The organism is Mesorhizobium sp. B2-1-1, from assembly GCF_006442975.2.
In the GTDB taxonomy this organism is placed as follows: Bacteria; Pseudomonadota; Alphaproteobacteria; order Rhizobiales; family Rhizobiaceae; genus Mesorhizobium.
Window position 1 is genome coordinate 4,072,101 of sequence record NZ_CP083954.1, and the last position, 15,282, is coordinate 4,087,382.

At 63.8% G+C, this 15,282-nt stretch carries 18 protein-coding genes; 10 read left to right on the top strand and 8 right to left on the bottom strand.

Going from position 1 to position 15,282, the window contains the following annotated elements; genetic code table 11:
- Positions 1 to 39 precede the first annotated feature (39 nt).
- The 3 genes from FJ972_RS20100 to FJ972_RS20110 all read left to right on the top strand — a co-directional run bounded on the left by FJ972_RS20100 (position 40) and on the right by FJ972_RS20110 (position 2,883).
- Positions 40 to 870 (top strand): DUF2066 domain-containing protein, encoded by an 831-nt coding sequence (locus FJ972_RS20100; RefSeq protein ID WP_140521767.1) that lies wholly within the window; start codon positions 40 to 42, stop codon positions 868 to 870.
- Positions 871 to 958: 88 nt separating this feature from the next.
- Entirely contained in the window at positions 959 to 1,990 is a 1,032-nt protein-coding gene (gene hemB / locus FJ972_RS20105; protein WP_140521765.1) for a porphobilinogen synthase, read from the top strand.
- Positions 1,991 to 2,235: 245 nt separating this feature from the next.
- Positions 2,236 to 2,883 carry a dihydrofolate reductase family protein gene (locus tag FJ972_RS20110; protein WP_140521763.1) on the top strand — a complete coding sequence of 216 codons (648 nt, stop codon included), beginning with the start codon at positions 2,236 to 2,238 and terminating at the stop codon, positions 2,881 to 2,883.
- Between the two features lie 90 nt (positions 2,884 to 2,973).
- On the opposite strand, the gene ppk2 is transcribed toward FJ972_RS20110, so the two are convergent.
- Entirely contained in the window at positions 2,974 to 3,894 is a 921-nt protein-coding gene (ppk2, locus tag FJ972_RS20115) for a polyphosphate kinase 2 (RefSeq protein WP_140494062.1), read from the bottom strand.
- 233 nt (positions 3,895 to 4,127) lie between these two features.
- On the opposite strand from ppk2, the gene FJ972_RS20120 reads away from it, so the two are divergent.
- Together FJ972_RS20120 and FJ972_RS20125 are read left to right on the top strand one after the other, a co-directional pair.
- Entirely contained in the window at positions 4,128 to 5,171 is a 1,044-nt protein-coding gene (locus FJ972_RS20120) for an aldo/keto reductase (RefSeq protein WP_140515679.1), read from the top strand.
- An 80-nt stretch (positions 5,172 to 5,251) separates the two neighbouring features.
- Positions 5,252 to 5,398, top strand: coding sequence for a hypothetical protein (locus FJ972_RS20125; protein WP_140494066.1), 147 nt, complete (start codon positions 5,252 to 5,254; stop codon positions 5,396 to 5,398).
- A gap of 27 nt (positions 5,399 to 5,425) precedes the next feature.
- Here the strand turns inward: FJ972_RS20125 and FJ972_RS20130 are convergent, their stop codons facing one another.
- Together FJ972_RS20130 and FJ972_RS20135 are read right to left on the bottom strand one after the other, a co-directional pair.
- Entirely contained in the window at positions 5,426 to 5,659 is a 234-nt protein-coding gene (locus FJ972_RS20130; RefSeq protein ID WP_246670991.1) for a DUF982 domain-containing protein, read from the bottom strand.
- 130 nt (positions 5,660 to 5,789) lie between these two features.
- Positions 5,790 to 6,455 carry a GntR family transcriptional regulator gene (locus FJ972_RS20135; protein ID WP_140494070.1) on the bottom strand — a complete coding sequence of 222 codons (666 nt, stop codon included), beginning with the start codon at positions 6,453 to 6,455 and terminating at the stop codon, positions 5,790 to 5,792.
- Positions 6,456 to 6,573: 118 nt separating this feature from the next.
- Between FJ972_RS20135 and FJ972_RS20140 the strand changes: the two genes are divergently transcribed.
- Entirely contained in the window at positions 6,574 to 7,827 is a 1,254-nt protein-coding gene (locus tag FJ972_RS20140; RefSeq protein WP_140521761.1) for a multidrug efflux MFS transporter, read from the top strand.
- 36 nt (positions 7,828 to 7,863) lie between these two features.
- The gene (locus tag FJ972_RS20145; RefSeq protein ID WP_140521759.1) at positions 7,864 to 8,229 is read left to right on the top strand and encodes a DUF423 domain-containing protein; all 366 of its coding nucleotides are present in this window, start codon (positions 7,864 to 7,866) and stop codon (positions 8,227 to 8,229) included.
- Between the two features lie 15 nt (positions 8,230 to 8,244).
- On the opposite strand, the gene FJ972_RS20150 is transcribed toward FJ972_RS20145, so the two are convergent.
- Entirely contained in the window at positions 8,245 to 8,385 is a 141-nt protein-coding gene (locus tag FJ972_RS20150) for a hypothetical protein (protein ID WP_181167406.1), read from the bottom strand.
- 73 nt (positions 8,386 to 8,458) lie between these two features.
- Positions 8,459 to 8,602: a hypothetical protein gene (locus tag FJ972_RS20155; protein WP_140494076.1), complete on the bottom strand. Its 144-nt coding sequence runs from the start codon at positions 8,600 to 8,602 to the stop codon at positions 8,459 to 8,461.
- Between the two features lie 164 nt (positions 8,603 to 8,766).
- Here FJ972_RS20155 and FJ972_RS20160 point away from each other — a divergent pair, with 164 nt between their 5' ends.
- Complete coding sequence (locus FJ972_RS20160) at positions 8,767 to 9,843, top strand: substrate-binding domain-containing protein (protein WP_140515671.1); 1,077 nt, start codon at positions 8,767 to 8,769, stop codon at positions 9,841 to 9,843.
- A gap of 18 nt (positions 9,844 to 9,861) precedes the next feature.
- Here the strand turns inward: FJ972_RS20160 and FJ972_RS20165 are convergent, their stop codons facing one another.
- On the bottom strand, positions 9,862 to 11,040 hold the full coding sequence (locus FJ972_RS20165; RefSeq protein ID WP_140521757.1) for an OpgC family protein: 1,179 nt from the start codon (positions 11,038 to 11,040) through the stop codon (positions 9,862 to 9,864).
- Positions 11,041 to 11,241: 201 nt separating this feature from the next.
- Between FJ972_RS20165 and FJ972_RS20170 the strand changes: the two genes are divergently transcribed.
- Entirely contained in the window at positions 11,242 to 11,901 is a 660-nt protein-coding gene (locus tag FJ972_RS20170; RefSeq protein ID WP_140515667.1) for an alpha/beta hydrolase, read from the top strand.
- Between the two features lie 24 nt (positions 11,902 to 11,925).
- On the opposite strand, the gene FJ972_RS20175 is transcribed toward FJ972_RS20170, so the two are convergent.
- Positions 11,926 to 12,546 (bottom strand): TetR/AcrR family transcriptional regulator C-terminal domain-containing protein, encoded by a 621-nt coding sequence (locus tag FJ972_RS20175; RefSeq protein WP_140494084.1) that lies wholly within the window; start codon positions 12,544 to 12,546, stop codon positions 11,926 to 11,928.
- 80 nt (positions 12,547 to 12,626) lie between these two features.
- Here FJ972_RS20175 and FJ972_RS20180 point away from each other — a divergent pair, with 80 nt between their 5' ends.
- Positions 12,627 to 13,817, top strand: a complete 1,191-nt coding sequence (locus FJ972_RS20180; RefSeq protein WP_140494086.1) for a TCR/Tet family MFS transporter — start codon at positions 12,627 to 12,629, stop codon at positions 13,815 to 13,817.
- A gap of 24 nt (positions 13,818 to 13,841) precedes the next feature.
- On the opposite strand, the gene sthA is transcribed toward FJ972_RS20180, so the two are convergent.
- On the bottom strand, positions 13,842 to 15,230 hold the full coding sequence (gene sthA / locus FJ972_RS20185) for a Si-specific NAD(P)(+) transhydrogenase (RefSeq protein WP_140494088.1): 1,389 nt from the start codon (positions 15,228 to 15,230) through the stop codon (positions 13,842 to 13,844).
- Positions 15,231 to 15,282: the final 52 nt, after the last annotated feature.

Below are 15,282 nucleotides of genomic sequence, written 5' to 3' on the forward strand. Positions count from 1 at the left end.
ACTGCGCAGCTGTAGCGGGTTTCCAATGGGGTGTTGCTCATGGCTGGATTTGCGCGCCTCGTGCCGATGACGATCGGGCTGATCGTCATTTGCCTGGCTTTGCAACCGACCCTGGCGGCAAGCCTCGCCGATCTTTACCAGTCGCAGACCATCGTCAACGGTCGGTACGAGAAGAACCGCCAGGCCGGCTTCAAACGTTGCCTCGACGCGGTTCTGGTCCGGGTTTCCGGCGACCAGCGCCTGCCGGCGAAACCGGAGATGGCGGCGCTGCGCGACAAGGCCGGCAGCTTCGTGACGGCCTTTCGCTACCGCGATCGCATGGAAGGCATTCCCAACCATGACGATCAGGGCACGTATGATCGGCCTCACAATCTCTACTGCCAGTACAGCCCGGCGATGATCGATCCGGTGCTGGCTTCGCTCGGCAGCAGGCCATGGCTGACCGAAAGGCCACGGCTGGCGGTGTTCTTGTCGACCGAGCGCGGCGTCAAGCATTTCGCGCTCGATGCCGATGACGAGCGCGGCGTGCTGATGCGCGAGTCGTTCGGCAATGCCGCCGCGCCGATCGCCATGCAGGTAACCTTCCCCACGGCAGCGCTGCTGTCGAAGGCGGGGCTGGACGACAGGATCATGCGCGACGCCGACATGGCGAAGCTGGACACGGTTGCGAAAATGGCCGGCGCCGACCAAGCGCTTTCCGGCAGCATCGTCTGGAGCGGTAAGGAGTTGGGCTGGATCGCCGACTGGCGGCTGGCGAAGGCCGGCAAGACCTACGCCTGGCAAGTGCGCGGCGTCGGCTTCGACGAGGCGTTCCGCGTCGGCATGCGCGGTGCGGCGCAGATCCTTTCGGGCAATGGGCAACCCGAATAGAGACCCGATCGGATTGCTGGCACAAACGTGTCGCATTGGTCAGCACCACGGGTGCGTGATAAAAGCCGGCCAAACGAGAGTTTTGGCGATGAACAGATTCACCCCCGCAAAACCTGCCGGCGCGCGCAGCGTCGACGACATCACCGGCAGCCGCCGCTTGCGACGCATGCGCAAGGCCGACTGGTCGCGGCGCCTGGTGCAGGAGAACAGGCTTTCCGTCGACGACCTGATCTGGCCGATCTTCGTCGTCGACGGCAGACAAGTGCGCGAGCCGATCGCCGCCATGCCGGGCGTCTTCCGCCTGTCGATCGATCTTGCCGTCAAGGAGGCCGAACGCGCGGCGAAGCTCGGCATCCCCGCGCTCGCCACCTTTCCCAATGTGGACATTTCGCTGCGCGACCAGACCGGCTCGCATATCCTCGACCCCGACAACGTCATCAACCGCGCCACGCGCGCGATCAAGGACGCGGTGCCTGAGATCGGCGTCATCACCGACGCCGCGCTCGACCCGTTCACCAGCCATGGTCATGACGGCATCCTGCGCGACGGCCTCATCGTCAATGACGAGACGGTGGAACAGGTAACCGCGGCGGCCGTCATACAAGCAGCGGCCGGCGCCGACATCATCGCGCCGTCCGACATGATGGACGGCCGCATCGGCGCCATCCGCGACGCGCTCGACGCAAACGGTTTCCAGGACGTGGCGATCATGTCATATGCAACGAAATTCGCCTCCGCCTTCTACGGGCCGTACCGCGAGGCGGTCGGCACGGCCGGCCTGCTCAAGGGCGACAAGAAGACCTATTACATCGACCACGCCAATTCAGACGAAGCGGTGCGCGAGGCCGAGCAGGACCTGGCCGAAGGCGCCGACATGCTGATGGTCAAGCCCGGCCTGCCCTATCTCGATATCATCCGCAGGCTGAAGGACGAATTTGCGGTGCCAACCTTCGCCTACCAGGTGTCGGGCGAATATTCGATGATCAAGGCGGCGGGCGCCAATGGCTGGATCGACGGCGAAAAGGCTATGCTGGAATCGCTTCTTGCGTTCAAACGCGCCGGCTGCGACGGCATTTTGACCTATTTCGCCCCTGAGGTGGCGGAGATGCTGAGAGCATAGTTTCCTCCCAGCGCCTTCAAACCATATGCTCTTCATGGACCCACCGGCAAATGAGCCGGTATAGCGGCTGTCTCGGCAACCGCCATTTTGGCATCCGCACCAACCATCAGGCAACACTCTGGACATCGCATAGGCGAAGTACGGATATGCATCTTTTCGATCGCGGAAAATACTACTTGCAATTTGCAATCGGTTTGCTAGAAAGTAACTGCTTGCAAAATACAACTGGTCTGAGGAGGCTTTCCATGTCCAGACTTCGCGTCAACGCATTCACCTTGTCGCTCGACGGTTACGGCGCCGGTCCCGACCAGGATTTGAAAAACCCGCTCGGCGTCGGTGGGGAAGCCCTGCACAAATGGATGATCGGTACCCGCACCTTCCGCAAGATGGTGCTCGGAGACGATGGCGGCACAACCGATATCAACGAGGCGTTCGCGGCGCGCAGCTTCGAGAATGTCGGCGCCTGGATCCTCGGCCGCAACATGTTCGGGCCGATCCGCGGCGAATGGCCTGACGAAAACTGGAAGGGCTGGTGGGGCGACAACCCGCCCTATCATGTGCCGGTCTTCGTGCTGACCCACCATGCGCGCGAGCCGATCGTCATGGAGGGCGGCACGACCTTTTACTTCATTACGGATGGCATCCATTCGGCGCTCGAGCAGGCAAGGGCAGCGGCCAATGGCAGCGATGTGCGGGTCGGCGGCGGCGTCGCCACCATCCGGCAGTACCTCCAGGAGAGGCTCATCGACGAGATGCATCTGGCGATCTCGCCGGTGCTGCTCGGCTCCGGCGAGCACCTCTTCGCCGGGATTGATATGCCGAAGCTCGGCTACGCGTGCAGCGAACAAGTAGCGACGCCGCTTGCCACGCATGTCGTCATCAAGCGGACTTAGGAATTAGTTGTCTGCGACAGTGGGAATTGGCAACCCTTGGTGCAGATCCTTTCTCCCCGTCACTATACGGGGAGAAGGACAAACTCTCGTTCAATACTTCTCGGGCACGTAGAGCTCGCGCGGCAGCACCTGGCGCTCGTATTCGGGATTGAAGACCCGCTCGGGCAGCGTGATCTCCTCGTGCGGCACCTCTTCATAGGGAACCTGCTGCAAGAGGTGGTCGATGCAGTTCAGCCGGGCGCGCTTCTTGTCGTTGCCCTCGACGATGAACCAGGGCGCCTCCGGAATGTTGGTACGGGCGAAGGTCTCTTCCTTGGCCTTGGTGTACTGTTCCCAGCGCACCCGCGACTGCAGGTCCATCGGCGACAGCTTCCACTGCTTCATCGGATCGTGGATGCGCATCAGGAAGCGCATCTGTTGTTCCTCGTCGGTGATCGAGAACCAGTATTTGACCAGCGTGATGCCCGAACGGACCAGCATGCGCTCGAACTCCGGCACGTCACGGAAGAATTCCTCCACCTGATCGGGCCCAGCGAAACCCATCACCCGCTCGACGCCGGAACGGTTGTACCAGGAGCGGTCGAACAGAACGATCTCGCCGCCGGCCGGCAGGTGCGGCACATAACGCTGGAAATACCATTGCGACGTCTCTCGCTCGGTCGGTGCCGGAAGCGCCACGACGCGGCAGATCCGCGGGTTGAGCCGCTGGGTGATGCGCTTGATGACGCCGCCCTTGCCAGCCGAATCGCGGCCTTCGAAGATCACCACAAGCTTCTTCTTGTGGTAGGCGACCCAGGATTGCAGCTTGATCAGCTCGGATTGCAGCCCGATCAGGTCGCGAAAATACTGCATGCGGTCGATAGAAGGCGGATGCGCGTTCTTGTAGATCCTGGCGATCTCCAGCGACAGCGCCGGTTCCGACATCTCCAGTTCATAGTCCTCGTCGAGCGTGTCGGCGAGTTCGGCTTCCAGCCAGTCCCGGGCGCCGGACTTGGGTATGGATTCATTCATCGGTGTTCCTCCATCTGCAAGCTGCCGCCTCCGGCAACGACCGGGCGTCGCGTCCTGACGGCGGCGCGCAACGCCCTGATCGACTGAGTATAGGCCGGCAATGACGGTTTTATTGCAGGGGCACGCCACGGCCGCTCATCGGTGTGCTGGGGCCGGAGGGCGACAAGCCGCACGGATTGTCCTACAAATCCAGCAACCTGATCGGGCCATTCTTCTCAATCGCGAGGACTGACATGGAATACCGCACTCTCGGCCGTTCCGGCCTGAAGGTTTCGGCGCTGACGATGGGCACCATGACCTTTGGCGGCGCCGGCCCGTTCGCGGCTGTGGGCAACAGCGATCTCGCCGAGGCGAAGCGCATGATCGATCTGTGCATTGATGCCGGCATCAATCTCATCGACACGGCCAATGTCTATTCGGACGGCCTGTCGGAGGAGATCATCGGCGAGGCACTCGGCGGCAAGCGCAGGAACGACGTGCTGATCGCCTCCAAGGCGCGCATGCGCATCGGCGACGGTCCCAATGACGAAGGCCTGTCGCGCCATCATTTGATCCGCGAATGCGAGAAAAGCCTTAAGCGGCTCAAGACCGACGTCATCGATATCTATTTCCTGCACGAATGGGACGGCGTGACGCCACTCGAAGAGACCATCGCCGCGCTCGACACGCTGGTCGGCCAGGGGAAGATCCGCTATATCGGCTGCTCCAACTATTCCGGCTGGCAGGTGATGAAGGCGCTCTCCATCAGTGACACCCGCCATCAGCCGCGCTTCGTCACCCAGCAGATCCACTACACGCTCGAAGCACGCGAAGCCGAATACGAGCTGCTGCCGATCTCGGTCGACCAGGGATTGGGCGTGCTGGTGTGGAGCCCACTGGCGGGAGGCCTGCTGTCGGGCAAGTATCACCGTGACAGCCCGACCGCGCGCCAGGTCGCCGGCTGGTCCGAACCGCCAATCCGCGACGAGGACCGGCTGTGGCGGATCGTCGATGTGCTGGTCGAAATCGGTAAGGCCCGCGGTGTGTCCGCCGCACAGGTGGCGCTTGCCTGGCTGCTTGGCCGGCCGGCTATCAGCTCGCTTGTGATCGGCGGGCGCAATGAGGCCCAGTTCAGGGACAATATCGCGGCGGCCAGCCTGACGCTGGCCGGCGAGGAACGTGATCGCCTCGACGCGGTCAGCCGCCCGCCCCTGCTCTATCCCTATTGGCATCAGCAGCTGACGGCAAAGGAGCGTTTCGGCGCCGCCGACCTTGTGATCGACCGAAGCAGCTTATAGGAACCCTGGTGCCGGCTCCGAGACATCGGAAGGCGAACGACGCGTAGTCAGCCCACAAGAACAGCAAAAAAGGAGCCGCTATGGCACGAGCACCAAATTACGATCAGGAACGCAAAGAACGCGATCGCCAGAAGGCGGCCAAGAAGGCCGAAAAGCTGGCGGCCAAGGCTGCGGCGCGGGAGCGTCAGAAACCCGAGACTGACGCCGAGATTGAAACAGAGGAATGACGGCGCGCGGCGGCAATCCGGCCTGGATCAGGCCGGCGCCTTGTCGCTGACGAAGACGTCCACTTCACGCGCCGCCGCGATAAAGGCGCGCCTTGCGTTCATGGCCGGCTTGTCGCCGGCCAGCGCATCGTGGCAGGCCTGCAGCGCCGCGCGATGCTTGGGGGTGCGCTTGCCGGGCCAGCTGTTCATGAGATAGTCGGAAGCCTCGCGGGCCGAGCGTAAGAGCTGTGTACTTCCCGCCGTGACTGATTTGACGGTCACGGGTACTTCAAATCGGTTGTTTTCCATCGCCCGGTCCTACGCCATCGGCGTCCGCGAAGCGAGGCCGAAAGTGGGGCTCGGGGCCGGTGGTCCTTTTTTCGGCGGCGAGTGGCCTGCCCTGCAGGCCGCATTATGCCGCCACGACGGCAAATCCCCTGGCGCGAAGGCCGCGGCGATCATTGGCCAGCGACGTCAACAGACGGTCGCGACTGCCCACGATATGCTGCGAGAGCAAGCGCGCGGCTTCCTGTGCATCGCCGCTCCGCACGGCGGCCAGGATGGCATGATGTTCGGCCCACGCGCGGCCAAGGGCCGCTCCATCGCGTACCTCCAGCCAACGGGCGCGCGAAAGCCTGGTCATCGCGTCGCGGACGGCCCGAAACAGGAATTCATTGCCGGACAGTCGCGCCAGCTCGATGTGGAAATCCATGCCGACGCGATGCCATTCCTCGCGCGGAGTGTCGTCGTCGCAGGAGACGAGCATAGCCTCGATGACATCGACGGCACTTCTGTCGGCAAGCCCGCATGTCAGCCGCAAGGCCGCGACCTCGACCGCTTCGCGGTAGACCGCGATCTGCTCGAGTTCGGCCAGGTTGATGGGCGAGACCGTCCAGCCGCGCCCGTCCCTGCCGACCAGCCCTTCGGTTTCGAGCCGCAGCAGCGCAGCCCTGACCGGCGTGCGCGAGGCGCCGAAGCGGCTTTCGATCCAGCGCTCGGTGAGTTTCTCACCCGGGCCGATCTCAAGTCCAAGGATCATCTCGCGGAGCTGCCGTTCGACGTTGTGCATCTGCGACATCGTTGTTGCCTTTTCACGTGCCCGCATTGACAGCGGTCGGGCTGTGGGTCCATGACGGATACCGACTTGGTATCCCAAAATGGTATCCACAACAATCCCTGGCACACGCAGGCACGGCATGACGCAGAACGATACGGAACAGGGCGGCTACAATATCCACTGGCGGCGCAATCTCGCCGTCTGCTTCGCGGGTTCGTTCAGCACGCTCATCGCCATGACCCTGCTCTTGCCGTTCCTGCCGCTCTATGTCGAGCAACTGGGCGTCGAGGGCCATGCGGCGATCGTGCAATGGTCGGGCATCGCCTATGGGGCGACCTTCTTCGCGGCGGCGCTCGTTGCGCCGTTATGGGGACGGCTCGGCGACCGCTACGGCCGCAAGCTGATGCTGGTGCGCGCCTCCTTCGGCATGGCGATCTGCATGTCGCTGACCGGAATGGTCGAGACGGTCTGGCAATTGGTGCTGCTGCGCCTGCTGATCGGCTTTGCCGGCGGCTATTCCTCCGGCTCGACCATATTGGTGGCCATGCAGACGCCGAAGGACCGCTCCGGCTGGGCGCTCGGTGTCTTGTCCGCTGGCATCACGGCAGGTTCGCTGGTCGGCCCCTTGCTCGGCGGCGCGCTGCCGCCGGTAATCGGCATCCGCGCGACCTTTCTGTTGTCCGGCGGCGTCATCTTCCTTGCCTTTCTGGCGACGACATTCCTGATCAAGGAGAACCAGCGCCCGCAAGCAAGCAAAGCCGCGACGGCGGCAAAGCCGAAGAGCGGCTGGTCGCAAATTGCCGACAAGCGTCCGGTCGTGGCCATGCTGACGACCGGCATGCTGCTGGCCTTCGCCACCATGTCGATCGAGCCGATCATCACCGTCTATGTGCAGCAGCTGATCGAGGACCAGAGCCGGGTGACGCTCGTTGCCGGCGTGGTGATGTCGGCGGCCGCCCTTGGCGCAATCCTGTCGGCGTCATGGCTTGGCAGGCTCGCCGACCGCGTCGGTCACTGGAACGTCGTCGTCGGCGCGCTGGCCGTGTCGGCGCTGCTGCTCATTCCGCAGGCCTTCGTCACCGACGGCTGGCAACTGATCGGGCTGCGCTTCCTGATGGGCCTGGCGCTCGGCGGTTTGCTGCCTTGCATCACCAGCGTCATCCGCCACAACATTCCCGACGGCGTCGGCGGCAACGTGCTCGGTCTTTCGATCTCGGCCCAATATGTCGGCCAGGTCGCCGGACCGCTTGCCGGCGGTTTCGTCGGCGGCCATTTCGGCATGCGGGCGGTGTTTCTCGGCACGTCGGTGCTGATGGCGCTCGGCGCGGTCTACAACTGGATTGTCCAGGCGCGGCGGACGCGGAATATGTTGATGGAAGCGGGCAAGCCCTGACGAACTGCCCAGCCGATCAACCGAAGGAGCGTCGACATGAACCTGACCGAAACGACCGGCAGCCGTCTGCTTGTGCTCGCCGCCGGCATCGTGGGCGCGGCCGGCGTGGCGCTGTCGGCGGCCGCCGCACATCTCGGCGGCGCCTTCACCGGTACGGCGGCATCGTTCCTGCTGATGCACGCACCGGTGTTTCTCGCCGTCGGTCTCCTCGACGCGAATCGCCCGCTGCGGTTAGCCAGCCTGGTGCTGCTCGTCGGGCTCGTGCTTTTCACGGGCGATCTTCTCGCCCGCGATTTTCTCGGATCGAGGCTGTTTCCGATGTCGGCGCCGATCGGAGGCACCCTGCTCATCGCAGGCTGGCTGACCATAGCTGTCTCCGCCGTGGTGCGTCGGCGACCCTGAGATGCGCGGCCGGTTTCAATCCCGGCGACGTTCAAGTCGGATCCAAAGATCGCGGTTGCGCGCCGAGAGCGTCGCGCGGCGCGGCGCCTCTGGCCGCTCCGCGGCCGTGCCGATGCCCCAATAATTGCGATAAATGTCGTCGAACAGATGCTTCATGGGATGCATGGCTCTTCTCCTCTTGATTTGAATTGAATCGATCCAATAGGCCGACGCAAAAAATTCACGCCAGTCAGCTCCGCTTGCGCGCCACCAGGAAGCGCAGATCGCGAATCCACGGGCTTGTTCCGCCGCGGCGCTTGGACTTGTTGGCGGCCGACCCGATGCTCCAGTCGTTGCGGTAGATGTCTTCGAACAGATAGTTAACAGGATGCATGGCGCACCTCCCATCCAGGTTTAATCCAGCAGGCAGATCTTAGTTGGATCGATTCAAAGATAGGCCTATGGAAGCCGCCGGTCAAGCAAAATTTGAATCGATCCAACGAAAGTGCTAGATGCAAGTCGGGAACGTGCTAAATGCATATCAGGAGGCACGCGCAAATGGCGTCACTCACCGCAGGCAATCGACGACCCGTCCGGCTGGCCGACATCGCCAAGGCGGCCGGTGTTTCGCATGGTACCGCCTCCAATGTCTTCAGCCGCCCTGAGATCGTGCGCGAAGAAGTCCGCGAACGGGTCCGTGCGGCGGCCGAGGCGATGGGCTATGCCGGCCCCGATCCCAAGGGCCGCCTGCTGCGGGCCGGCAAGGTCAACGCCATCGGCGTGGCCACCGCGGAGCCCCTTTCCTATTTCTTCGAGGATCCCTTCGCGCGCGTGATGATGGCCGGTATCTCGCAGGCCTGCGATGCGACCGGGGCCGGTATCTCGTTAGTCTCGGCCGCCAACAACGAACAGCTTGCCTGGAATATCCAGAGCGCCCTGGTCGACGGCTTCATCGTCTTCTGTATCGAAGGCGGCTCGCGCCTTGTCGAATTGGCCCGCGAGCGCAAACTGCCCTTCGTGGCGCTGGACCTGGATTCGGAGGATGGATCCGTCGCGGCGATCGGCGTCGACAACATCGCCGGCGCCAGCCTGGCGGCGCGCCATCTGACGGAACTCGGGCATCGCCGCTTTGCCGTGCTGGCGCTGCCTTTCGCCGACGGCAGGACAGGCATCATTTCGCCCGAGGAGCTTCGCGCCGCGGCCTATGCGGGGACACGCGATCGCCTCACCGGCTACTTCCGGGAGCTTTCGCGGGTTGGCATCGATACATCCAAAGTGCCCGTCTACGAAACCGCCAACGATGCCGCCACCACAAAGGCGGGGCTGGAAACGATCTTTGCTTCCGGCGAACCACCCACGGCCATCCTGGCGATGTCGGACAGGATGGCCTTGGCAACGCTTGAATGGCTGAGCGCGCGCGGGCTGAATGTCCCCGATGATGTTTCGGTCATCGGTTTCGACGGCGTTCCCGAAGCAGAGTTGTCCGAGCCACCGTTGACCACGGTCGCACAGCCGATCGCCGAGATGGGCCGGCTTGCCGTCAAGGCAATCCTGGAAAGCGACGGCAAGGTCAGCCGGCAGTTGCTGCCGGTCGAACTGATCGTGCGCGCCTCCTCGGCTCCACCGCGCCGCTGAAACCGGGCTCGCTGACCCTCAGTGGTTGGCTCTTGCTACGGCCGAGATACCGAAAGACGGCTGGACGGGCTTGGCGTCCTTTTGCGTCGTCCTGGCTTTCCCCGAACCGCCGATGGTCGACAACCATTCGAGATAGAAAGCGAGCGCGAACTGCATGGCAATGCCGGCGGCGAGCAACAGGCTGTCATAAGCGAGGCCGCCGGGATTGATCAGTTTCATCACCTGGGCAACCATGGCGATCAGCGTGCCGGCGATGAACACCGGAAGCGAACGCTTGCCGAGTATCGCCAGCGGATGGTCGGGGCCGGTGCGGAACAGGTTCGAGACCGCAGGCAGTGCCACCACCAGATAGCTGACCGCCAGGATGTGCAGCAGCCGCGGGAGCGACAGGAATGTCTTGTCGAAGCCGGTCAGCACCACCGGCAGGTCGAACCAGGTCACCTGGCCCCAAAGCGGACTATGCACCCATGCCAACGCGGCCAGCACATAGGCCGCGGCGGCACCGATCAGCCAGCGGTTGGCTGGAATGACGCCGCCGCGCCTGACATGCAGCATGGCGGCAAGGCCGATATTGAACAGGAATTGCCAAGACAGCGGGTTGAGGAACCAGAGGCCGGGCTCGGGATAGTTCGGCGGGGCGATCTGCCAGATGCCGGCAACAAGCCATAGCAAGCCGGACACTGTCAGCGCTGCAAGCGGCCTGTAGCTGATGAACAGCAAGAAGGCCGGCGCCAGCAAAAGCAGCACCGCGTAGACCGGCAGGATGTTGTTGTAGCCGAGTTGGTGGCCGAGCGTGACGATGCCGACCAGCACCTCGGGCGTGTCCTTCATCAGCGGTTCGATGTTGATCAGCTTCAGCAGTTCCGGCCGCCGGCCGAACACCGCCGCGGCACAGAACAATGCCATCACCGCCATCGTGGTGACGATATGGGCGATATAGAGCACGCCTGCCCGCCGCCACATTTTCAGCGTCGCGAGCAGCCGGCCTCCCGGGCGGAACTTCGTGCCATAGGCAAGCGCGACCGAAATGCCCGATATCAGCACGAAAGCCTCGGCCGCATCCGAAAAGCCGAAATTCTTGTAGGTCAGGGTCTCAAAAGCCGTGCCCGGCACATGGTCGACGAAGATCGTCAGCAGCGCGAGCGCACGCAGCACATCGATGCGCGTATCGCGCTCGGTTGGAACTGGGGTGGTCATCGACAAAAGGCCTCAAAGCTGGTTGTTCATGCCCAGCAATGCGACCCCCGGCGCACCGCTTCGATTCCTCCGCGATGGAGTATATCGGCGCAGAAACGGACTGAAATGCGCCCGGTTCAATCAACTTTCGCGGAGCATGAAAATATTGCGTTTTGAAGCCGGCAAATTGAGTGAAACGAAATGTAATCAAAAGGATACGGCATGAGCGATACAAGCGTCGAAAACAGCCTGCCGCGGCTGGATCTGGCCTTTCCCTATCGCTTCTTCGGATCCGGCGGGGCCAGCGACGAATGCCTGTTCCTGCTGCATGGATCAGGTGTCGACGAGACGACCCTGGTGCCGCTGGCGAGGCAGATCGCACCGCATGCCTGCCTGGTCGCCGTGCGTGGCCGCATCGTCCAGGACGACGGCTTCCGCTGGTTCGAGCGGATCACGCCGACCAGCTTCGAGCAGGCCAGCATCCGCCGCGAGACGGCCGCTTTCGCACGCTTCATGGCCGAGGCCATGAAGCGGCACCGGATCGATCCGAAGCGCGCGGCTTTCCTCGGCTATTCCAACGGCGCCAATCTGGTTTCCAGCCTGATGCTGCTCCATCCCGGCCTTGTCGGACGGGCGGCACTGCTGCGGCCGATGCCGGTGCTGGACGAGACGCCGGCAACCGATCTGACCGGCATCAAGGCGCTGATTGTCGCCGGCGCCGCCGACCTGACCTACGGACCCTTCGCGCCGGCCCTGGTAACGCTGCTCAGCCAGCGCGGCGCCGAGGTCGACGCGCGTATCGTCGCTTCGGGCCATGAAATCGGCGACCCCGATGCCGCGATCGTGCGGCAATGGCTTGCTCCGCCCGCTCCTGCCGCCTGACGGGCAAGACGCGGATCGCCGCGCTCAGCCTCCTTCAGCGATGCCGGCCTGCGCCCCGGCAATCAGCAAGTCGAGGCCGCTTTCGAACAGCGCCTCGTGACCGCCCGCACGATAATCGGCCAGGGCCTGGCTGAGCAGCGGGTAACCGCTTGCCTTGGCATCGAGCGCTGCACCTCGACCCGGGCCGGCCGGATATTCTGCCTGTTCCTCGAGGACGCAGCCCACCGTGTAGCGCCCGACGATCATCAGCAACCGCATGGCCATGACGGAAGGCATGCCGGCCTCGCGCAGAAAAGTGAGCAACCGTTCGACATGTTCGAGATCGCCCGGATCGGCCTCGGTACCGGCATGGACGCGCGCACCGTCGCGATAGGCCATCAAGGCGCCGCGGAAGCTGCGGGCGTTGTTGCGTACGAATTCCTGCCAGCTCTCGCCCGGCAGCGGTACCTGATGTCCATGGCCGCGCCGCAGGATCTCCTCGTTCATTGCGTCGAGCAGGGCGCGCTTGTTCCTGAAATGCCAGTAGAGTGCCGGCTGCTGGACCTTGAGCCGCTGCGCCAGCAGCCGGGTCGAGAGCGCATCGATGCCGACGTCGTTCAACAGCTCGAGCGCCTGCGCCACGATCAGCGCCTTGTCCAGCTTCATATGCACCTCGCTTGCCCAGCCAATTTATCGGTGATAAACGCTACCTTATCACCGATAAACTTTAGGAAAGAAGCATCTCGATGAAAAGGGCCTATCTCGTCGTGCTGACGGCAATGGCGCTGGACGCGGCCGGCATCGGGCTGATCATGCCGGTGCTGCCGGGGCTGTTGCGCGAGGTTGGCCATGTCGAGGACATTGGCTGGATTTTCGGCGCGTTCCTCGCCGCCTATGCCGCAATGCAGGTGCTGTTTTCGCCCCTGCTCGGCGCGTTGTCCGACCGCTACGGCCGCCGGCCGGTGCTGCTTCTGTCGCTTGCCGGGTCGATGCTGGATTATCTGTTCATGACCTTCGCGCCGTCGCTGCCGCTGCTGTTCGTCGGCCGACTGATCGCCGGCCTAACGGGCGCCAGCATGGCGGTGGCCTCCGCCTATATGGTCGACATCAGCAGCGAAGAGCGGCGCGCCCGCGCCTTCGGCCATCTGAGCGCCGCTTTTGGCGTCGGGTTCATCGCCGGTCCGGCGCTCGGCGGCCTGCTCGGCGATGTCTGGCTGCGCGCGCCGTTCCTGGCGGCGACAGGGTTCACCGGCATCAATCTGGTGCTGGCCTTCCTTCTGCTGCCGGAGCCGGAGCGGGTCGGCGGCACAGGCGAGCCGCTGTCGTTCAACCCGCTGGCGCCGCTGCGTTGGGCCCTGACTTTTCCGGCCCTCCTGCCGCTGCTCGGCGCCTTTGCCGTGCTCGGCCTTGTCGGCGAAGTCGGCGGCACCGTCTGGGTTCTCTACGTGCAGGACAAATTCCGCTGGAGCCTTTTCACTGTGGGCATCTCGCTGGCATTGTTCGGCCTCTTCCATGCCGGAGCCCAGGGTTTCGTCGCGGGACCGATCGCCGAGCGCTGGGGCGAAAGGCGAGCGCTCATGGTCGCCATCCTTGCCGACAGCACGGCCTATGTGTCGATCGCGCTGGCCTGGCAAGGCTGGATGGCGTTCGCGCTGTTGCCGCTTTTCTGTCTCGGCGGCATCGGAGCCCCGGCGCTGCAATCGTTGCTGACGTCACGTGTCGCGGCAGATCACCAGGGGCGATTGCAAGGTGTGCTCACCAGCATGACGAGCCTGGTCTCGGTGCTCGGACCACTCGTCATCGCCATGCTCTATTTTCGCACTCGAATGGTCTTCCCAGGCATGGTGTGGGTCGCGGGCGCGACGCTCTATGTCCTCTGCCTGCCCCTGCTGCTCGCAACCGGATCGCCCACGGCCAAACGGGAGGCGGCGGAGTGAGGATAATAGTGGCCGGCGACAGGGTTATCCCTGCCCCATCCTGTTCCAGGCGTCCAGCCCGGCGATCTTATAGGCCTCGGCCAGCGTGGGATAGTTGAATGTATTGTTGACAAAGAAGTCGACCGTGCCACCCAGATTGATCACCGCCTGGCCGATGTGAATCAGTTCGGTGGCGCCCTCGCCGACGATATGCGCGCCGAGCAAGCGGCGTGTCTCGATCGAGAACAGAAGCTTCAGGAAGCCGGTGTTGACGCCCATGATGTGGCCCCGCGAGGTCTCGCGGAAACGGGCCACGCCAACCTCGTAGGCGGCGCCGCTCTCGCGCACCTGTTCCTCGGATTGGCCGACGGTGGAGATCTCGGGCACCGCGTAAATGCCATAAGGAAAGGTTTCCGGCGGCGGCGGCAATGTCACGCCGAAAGCATGGCACGCGGCTACCCGGCCCTGCTCCATCGAGGTGGAGGCCAGGCTCGGAAAGCCGATCACGTCGCCGGCGGCGTAAATGTTGGGCACGCTGGTCTGGAAGGTGTGCGGATCGACCTTGATGCGTCCCCTGGAGTCAGCCTCGATGCCGACCGCATCGAGGCCGAGGCTACCGACATTGCCGGTGCGGCCCGCGGCGTAGAGCACGATCTCGGAACGTATGGTGCGCCCGTCGGCCAGCGTGACCTCTGCATGGTCGGGCCTGGAGGCAATCTCCTTCACGGCGCTTCCCAGCCGGATGGTCATGCCGCGGTCGCGCATCTGGTGGATGAAGTCGTCGACGATCTCGCGGTCGACGAAATCGAGGATCGTGTTGCGCGGCTCGACCAGCGTCACCGGCACGTCGAGTGCCGAAAAGATCGTCGCGTATTCGACGCCGATGACCCCGGCGCCGATGACCGTCAGCGTGCGCGGCAAGCGGTCGAGCTCGAGCATTTCGTCACTGTCGAACACGCGGCTCTTGTCGAACGGCACGTCGCCCGGCCGGTGCGGCCTGGTGCCGACGGCGATCAGCGCATTGGCGAAGCCGACCTCGCTGTAGTCGCCATTGTCCGATGTCAGGCTGACCCTGTTGGGCCCGAGAAATTTCACCGCGGCGCGGGAGCTCTTGACCGTGTTGCGCATGAACTGGTGCTGCAGCACCTCGACCTCGTGGTCGAGCGTCTTGTGCAGGCGCTCGACCAAGTCTCCGACCGAGATGTCCTGCTTAACCCGATAGCCGCGCCCATAGAAGCCGCGCTCACGCCAGCCCGAGAGATTGAGCACGGTTTCGCGCAGCGTCTTCGACGGAATGGTGCCCGTGTGCACGGAAACGCCGCCCAGGCGCCGCCCCCTGTCGACGACCAGTACCGATTTGCCGAGTTTGGCCGATTGTACAGCGGCACGACGGCCGGAAGGGCCGCTGCCAATGACCAGCATGTCGTAATCCATCCTGCCCGTCCCTGCCCCTTGGCGCTTTTGGTGCGCCGCAACAAGCTAACGC

What these genes read in the sequence shown, in the direction of transcription:
- FJ972_RS20145 (WP_140521759.1), top strand. Translation starts at nt 7,864, where the DNA reads ATGAACCTGACCGAAACGACCGGCAGCCGTCTGCTTGTGCTCGCCGCC.
- FJ972_RS20125 (WP_140494066.1), top strand. Translation starts at nt 5,252, where the DNA reads ATGGCACGAGCACCAAATTACGATCAGGAACGCAAAGAACGCGATCGC.
- FJ972_RS20165 (WP_140521757.1), bottom strand. Translation starts at nt 11,040, where the DNA reads ATGACCACCCCAGTTCCAACCGAGCGCGATACGCGCATCGATGTGCTG.
- FJ972_RS20170 (WP_140515667.1), top strand. Translation starts at nt 11,242, where the DNA reads ATGAGCGATACAAGCGTCGAAAACAGCCTGCCGCGGCTGGATCTGGCC.
- ppk2 (WP_140494062.1), bottom strand. Translation starts at nt 3,894, where the DNA reads ATGAATGAATCCATACCCAAGTCCGGCGCCCGGGACTGGCTGGAAGCC.
- FJ972_RS20155 (WP_140494076.1), bottom strand. Translation starts at nt 8,602, where the DNA reads ATGCATCCTGTTAACTATCTGTTCGAAGACATCTACCGCAACGACTGG.
- FJ972_RS20175 (WP_140494084.1), bottom strand. Translation starts at nt 12,546, where the DNA reads ATGAAGCTGGACAAGGCGCTGATCGTGGCGCAGGCGCTCGAGCTGTTG.
- FJ972_RS20160 (WP_140515671.1), top strand. Translation starts at nt 8,767, where the DNA reads ATGGCGTCACTCACCGCAGGCAATCGACGACCCGTCCGGCTGGCCGAC.
- FJ972_RS20140 (WP_140521761.1), top strand. Translation starts at nt 6,574, where the DNA reads ATGACGCAGAACGATACGGAACAGGGCGGCTACAATATCCACTGGCGG.
- hemB (WP_140521765.1), top strand. Translation starts at nt 959, where the DNA reads ATGAACAGATTCACCCCCGCAAAACCTGCCGGCGCGCGCAGCGTCGAC.
- FJ972_RS20135 (WP_140494070.1), bottom strand. Translation starts at nt 6,455, where the DNA reads ATGTCGCAGATGCACAACGTCGAACGGCAGCTCCGCGAGATGATCCTT.
- FJ972_RS20110 (WP_140521763.1), top strand. Translation starts at nt 2,236, where the DNA reads ATGTCCAGACTTCGCGTCAACGCATTCACCTTGTCGCTCGACGGTTAC.
- sthA (WP_140494088.1), bottom strand. Translation starts at nt 15,230, where the DNA reads ATGGATTACGACATGCTGGTCATTGGCAGCGGCCCTTCCGGCCGTCGT.
- FJ972_RS20150 (WP_181167406.1), bottom strand. Translation starts at nt 8,385, where the DNA reads ATGAAGCATCTGTTCGACGACATTTATCGCAATTATTGGGGCATCGGC.
- FJ972_RS20120 (WP_140515679.1), top strand. Translation starts at nt 4,128, where the DNA reads ATGGAATACCGCACTCTCGGCCGTTCCGGCCTGAAGGTTTCGGCGCTG.
- FJ972_RS20180 (WP_140494086.1), top strand. Translation starts at nt 12,627, where the DNA reads ATGAAAAGGGCCTATCTCGTCGTGCTGACGGCAATGGCGCTGGACGCG.
- FJ972_RS20100 (WP_140521767.1), top strand. Translation starts at nt 40, where the DNA reads ATGGCTGGATTTGCGCGCCTCGTGCCGATGACGATCGGGCTGATCGTC.